This window comes from Nocardia amamiensis NBRC 102102, assembly GCF_001612745.1.
Lineage (GTDB): Bacteria > Actinomycetota > Actinomycetes > Mycobacteriales > Mycobacteriaceae > Nocardia > Nocardia amamiensis.
This window is the reverse complement of record NZ_BDBA01000155.1, coordinates 1-3,649: the sequence shown is the minus strand read 5'-3', so window position 1 is coordinate 3,649 and position 3,649 is coordinate 1. Positions and strand designations below refer to the sequence as shown.

The 3,649-nt window shown below is 63.9% G+C and carries 4 protein-coding genes and 1 tRNA gene; 1 reads left to right on the top strand and 4 read right to left on the bottom strand.

Annotated elements, in window-relative coordinates:
• A partial coding sequence (locus tag NA4_RS26240; protein WP_218022421.1) for a hypothetical protein occupies positions 1-771 on the bottom strand: 771 nt, incomplete at its 3' end.
• Positions 772-1,111: 340 nt separating this feature from the next.
• Between NA4_RS26240 and NA4_RS26235 the strand changes: the two genes are divergently transcribed.
• Positions 1,112-1,438, top strand: a complete 327-nt coding sequence (locus NA4_RS26235) for a hypothetical protein (protein ID WP_067475513.1) — start codon at positions 1,112-1,114, stop codon at positions 1,436-1,438.
• 212 nt (positions 1,439-1,650) lie between these two features.
• Here the strand turns inward: NA4_RS26235 and NA4_RS26230 are convergent, their stop codons facing one another.
• The 3 genes from NA4_RS26230 to NA4_RS26220 all read right to left on the bottom strand — a co-directional run.
• The gene (locus tag NA4_RS26230) at positions 1,651-2,280 is read right to left on the bottom strand and encodes a hypothetical protein (protein WP_157129313.1); all 630 of its coding nucleotides are present in this window, start codon (positions 2,278-2,280) and stop codon (positions 1,651-1,653) included.
• Between the two features lie 662 nt (positions 2,281-2,942).
• Positions 2,943-3,016 (bottom strand) — tRNA-Met (locus tag NA4_RS26225).
• A 64-nt stretch (positions 3,017-3,080) separates the two neighbouring features.
• The coding region (locus NA4_RS26220) for an aldehyde dehydrogenase family protein (protein WP_157129312.1) at positions 3,081-3,649 on the bottom strand (569 nt) is incomplete at its 5' end.

Here is a 3,649-nt window from a genome sequence, read left to right as displayed (position 1 = left end):
CCTGCCGGCCACTGGCCCCTTCGCCATCAGTTCCTCGGTCTGATTGACCGCATCAATGATCAGATTCGGTGGTCGGCCGTCGTAGATGTCTCGAACTGCCGCACGCCCGCGTGTGTAGAGCATGATGTGCGGATCGCCGGAAGAGTCGGCGGCGTATCGGGCGGTGCGCCACCACCGTGTTGCCTCGCTGCGCTGACCGAGATCGCCAACTGTCTCAGCCATGTAATGGCTGAGCAGAGCGGCGATCTTGTAAAGCTCCCGCTGGTCGGTGTTGGAGGCGTGGCCGAGCGCCGATTGGATGCCCAGGATGTCTGTGAGCAGCATGTGGTACGTGCGGTTCAACATGACTGTGCTGTCGCGGAATATGTCGCCGTATTGGACGATGACGTCGTGCCAGTCCGCGATATCGGTAACTGCTCCCTCGGGCATGAGCCGATTCAGGCTGTGCCTGGTCAACTCGAGGCCGAGAGCTGTGCCTACACCGGCCAGCGATGCGTTGCGCAGGAAGGTACGTCGCAGCACGTCGTCGACCTCCTCTCCGACGAGCAGCAGAGTTGGCGTATTGCCGTCCGCCTCAATAGTAGCGGCTCCGATACCACGGTCAGGGGGCCGGAAACCAAGTTCTGCGTCCGTCGCCACGCCTAGAACGGCACGCAGCCCAGCACGGCAATCGTCACTGGGCCAACGGAACACACCCCGTTCTAGTTTGCCGATGTAATTGCTGGAGAACTGGACTATCCGTCCGCGTTCTTGAAAGACCCAGGCGTTCACCAACTCCGCGAGTTCCGTGCGTGACAGCGGATGACCGCTGGTGTGCGATCGAATCCGCTTTCGAGCGGCACTGAGCTGATTGTTCGGTTCTCGCAATGCCCCACCATTCCATGCTCGGCGAACCTCTCCGGCGGAATCATCGCAGCCGAGCCTCCGCCGCACCGCCGGATCGGCGACTCTCCCCGGAATCTCCCCGAAAACGGCCCGCGGCCAGGCATTCTGACCGGCTTCCGCACGCCGGAAGCTGTTGCACAGCCCCGCCGCCGGGTTGATGCCGTGCCGCGCATCGGCAACCCCGGCGGCGGGCGCTACCCACAGCAACGAACACGACAGGGGTGACATGGTGGGCTTTGACTGGTGGCGGGAAGCCGAGCCGGACGAAACATCGCCGCAGGCGATCATCGATCGCGTGCAGGCCGAGTGGCGTGCCGAACGCCGCCGTGAGCGTCTCCGCGCCGAGCAGGCCGAATCCGGGGACGTCGGGCTGCGGCCGACCGGGTGGCCGCACGAAGCGCCCGATCATCCGCTGAGTGTGTCCGAAGCGCACTGGACCATGCAGCGCCACAGGGGATGTCGTGCCGATCAGTGCCCGCGTAAAGCGGCGGCCCGGCAAACACTCATCGATGCCGGACGCATGGTTCCGGACACCTCACGCGAGATGGAGTGACGTTCGTGCGGCGGTCACGACCGCCTGGCGGGCGGGGGTCTACGGTCCGTCTCGATCGGCTATACCGAGCACATGCTTGGCCCGCTGTAGAACACGGCAGCGCGGGGAGCAGATGCTGTGGATTCCGACGGCGCGCTCGGCCTGCCCTGGTGTGAGTGCACCGGGATCGGCGAAGCAGTCGCCGATATTGGAGATGATCGATCGCATCGGTGTCAACCAACTCTAACCGGTTCGACCGCTTCATCGGTGAATTGACCACGACCGATGGTGAGGGTGACCAAGCCGATATTGCCTACCGTGGAAATGAGCGGGCCGGCGATCGACGCGAATTCGAAACCGGTCACCATGAGCACGCCGACCAAGCCGAGGCTGTTGGCGAAGGAGTTCGCGGCGAATGTTTGCCAGGTTTCTTCCTGGGGTTTGGACCATGCGTGCCGGACCGTAGGCACGGTGGCGATGAGATTTGCGCAGACGGCGAACAATGCGCCGAACGCCTTCTCTGACACGCCGACGGTCACCATGACGCATGCGATCGATGAAATCAGGCAAGCCCAGTCGATATTGTCTTCCGGCCGCAGACCGGACCCACGTGTTATGCCGGCCGCGATTACCGCGGCGTTCATGGCCGCCGCCGCGGCGCTGATGCCCGCGGCGAGATGTGCTCCCTCGAGATACGCCACGACCGCGAATACGGTGTTGGCCGTGCACCACGCCGCCCACGACGCGATGCGCGGTCGCGTGTCACCATCGAGTATTCCGCCCAGATAGGCGACGATACCGTACAAAGAAATGCCGATACTGAGGCACGCCATAGACGTGCTGACACTCCAGAAATCACTCACGCGAAAATTCCTCACAGATTCTTGCCCAGGTGTGCGGAGATGGCCGACATTGGCGATCGAATCCTCATCGAACACGCCGAAGGAGACAGGCCGGTGCGGCGATGGGAACCAGGCGTTGCCTTTGGGTAAACGCTTCGGGACGAATTGTCCGGGTGTGACTCGAAAGTATCGTGACACGTCTTTCTCGGCGCCACCAACCCAGGACCGTGCTGTAACCATCTCTTAACGCCGGGTTTGCGGTACCGGCGCCGGATCATTCTTACGAAGCTCGGGTGTGAGCCATGCGATAGGTATGCCGACCAATCTCTGCGTAAGCAACTGCGTCGTAAATAGCGACCTACTTAGGTAGGTAATCGCCGCGTCGACTGTCGGATTATCCGACGGTTCTACACGCACGGTTCGGCAGGGAGCGGGTCCCCCGCACTGTCGCACGAGTAGTGCAGGTCCGACGCGTCGACCCCTCGCGCCAGGTACGGCCGGAGTCCCGCCGGACCCACTCCGCTCGACCGCCGCTGTCCCGCGAATCGTCCGACCCCGGCGCCTGCCGCTATCCGGAACCCGACCGTTCTACGCGCCGTACTGGTTCGGGTGGCGCGGTGGCCGCAGTCCGTGGCCCTCCGGCAAAGAAAAACGGCCCGGAGTTGTCTCCGGGCCGCTTCCAGTAGCGGGGACAGGATTTGAACCTGCGGCCTCTGGGTTATGAGCCCAGCGAGCTACCGAGCTGCTCCACCCCGCGTCGGTACGTACAACACTACACAAGTGTGAGCGTACTACCGAATCCGCTGGTGGAGGGGGGGTGTTCAGCCGAACTTGATGCCCTGGGCGAGGGGGAGTTCGGTCGAGTAGTTGATCGTGTTGGTGGCCCGGCGCATGTAGGCCTTCCAGGAGTCCGAGCCGGATTCACGTCCGCCGCCGGTCTGCTTCTCACCGCCGAAGGCGCCGCCGATCTCGGCGCCGGAGGTGCCGATGTTGACGTTGGCGATCCCGCAGTCCGATCCATCGGCGGCGAGGAAGCGTTCCGCCTCCCGCTGGTCGGTGGTGAACACGGCGGACGAAAGACCTTGCGGCACTTCGTTGTGCAGGGTGATCGCGTGGTCGAAGTCGTCGTAGGTGAGCACGTACAGGATCGGCGCGAAGGTTTCCTCGCGCACCACCGCGGTCTGGGCCGGCATGCGCACGATGGCGGGCCGCACATAGTATGCGTCGTCGCCGAACCCCTCGACTCGCTCACCGCCGCAGATCAATTCGCCGCCATCGGTGACCGCCTTGTCCAGCGCGGCGCGCATGCTGGTATAGGCCTTTCCGTCGATCAGCGGACCGACCAGCACGCCGTCGTCGAGCGGATTGCCGACGCGCAGCTGCCGGTACG

Coding starts and splice junctions, on each gene's coding strand:
- NA4_RS26235 (WP_067475513.1), top strand. CDS start 1,112: ATGGTGGGCTTTGACTGGTGGCGGGAAGCCGAGCCGGACGAAACATCG.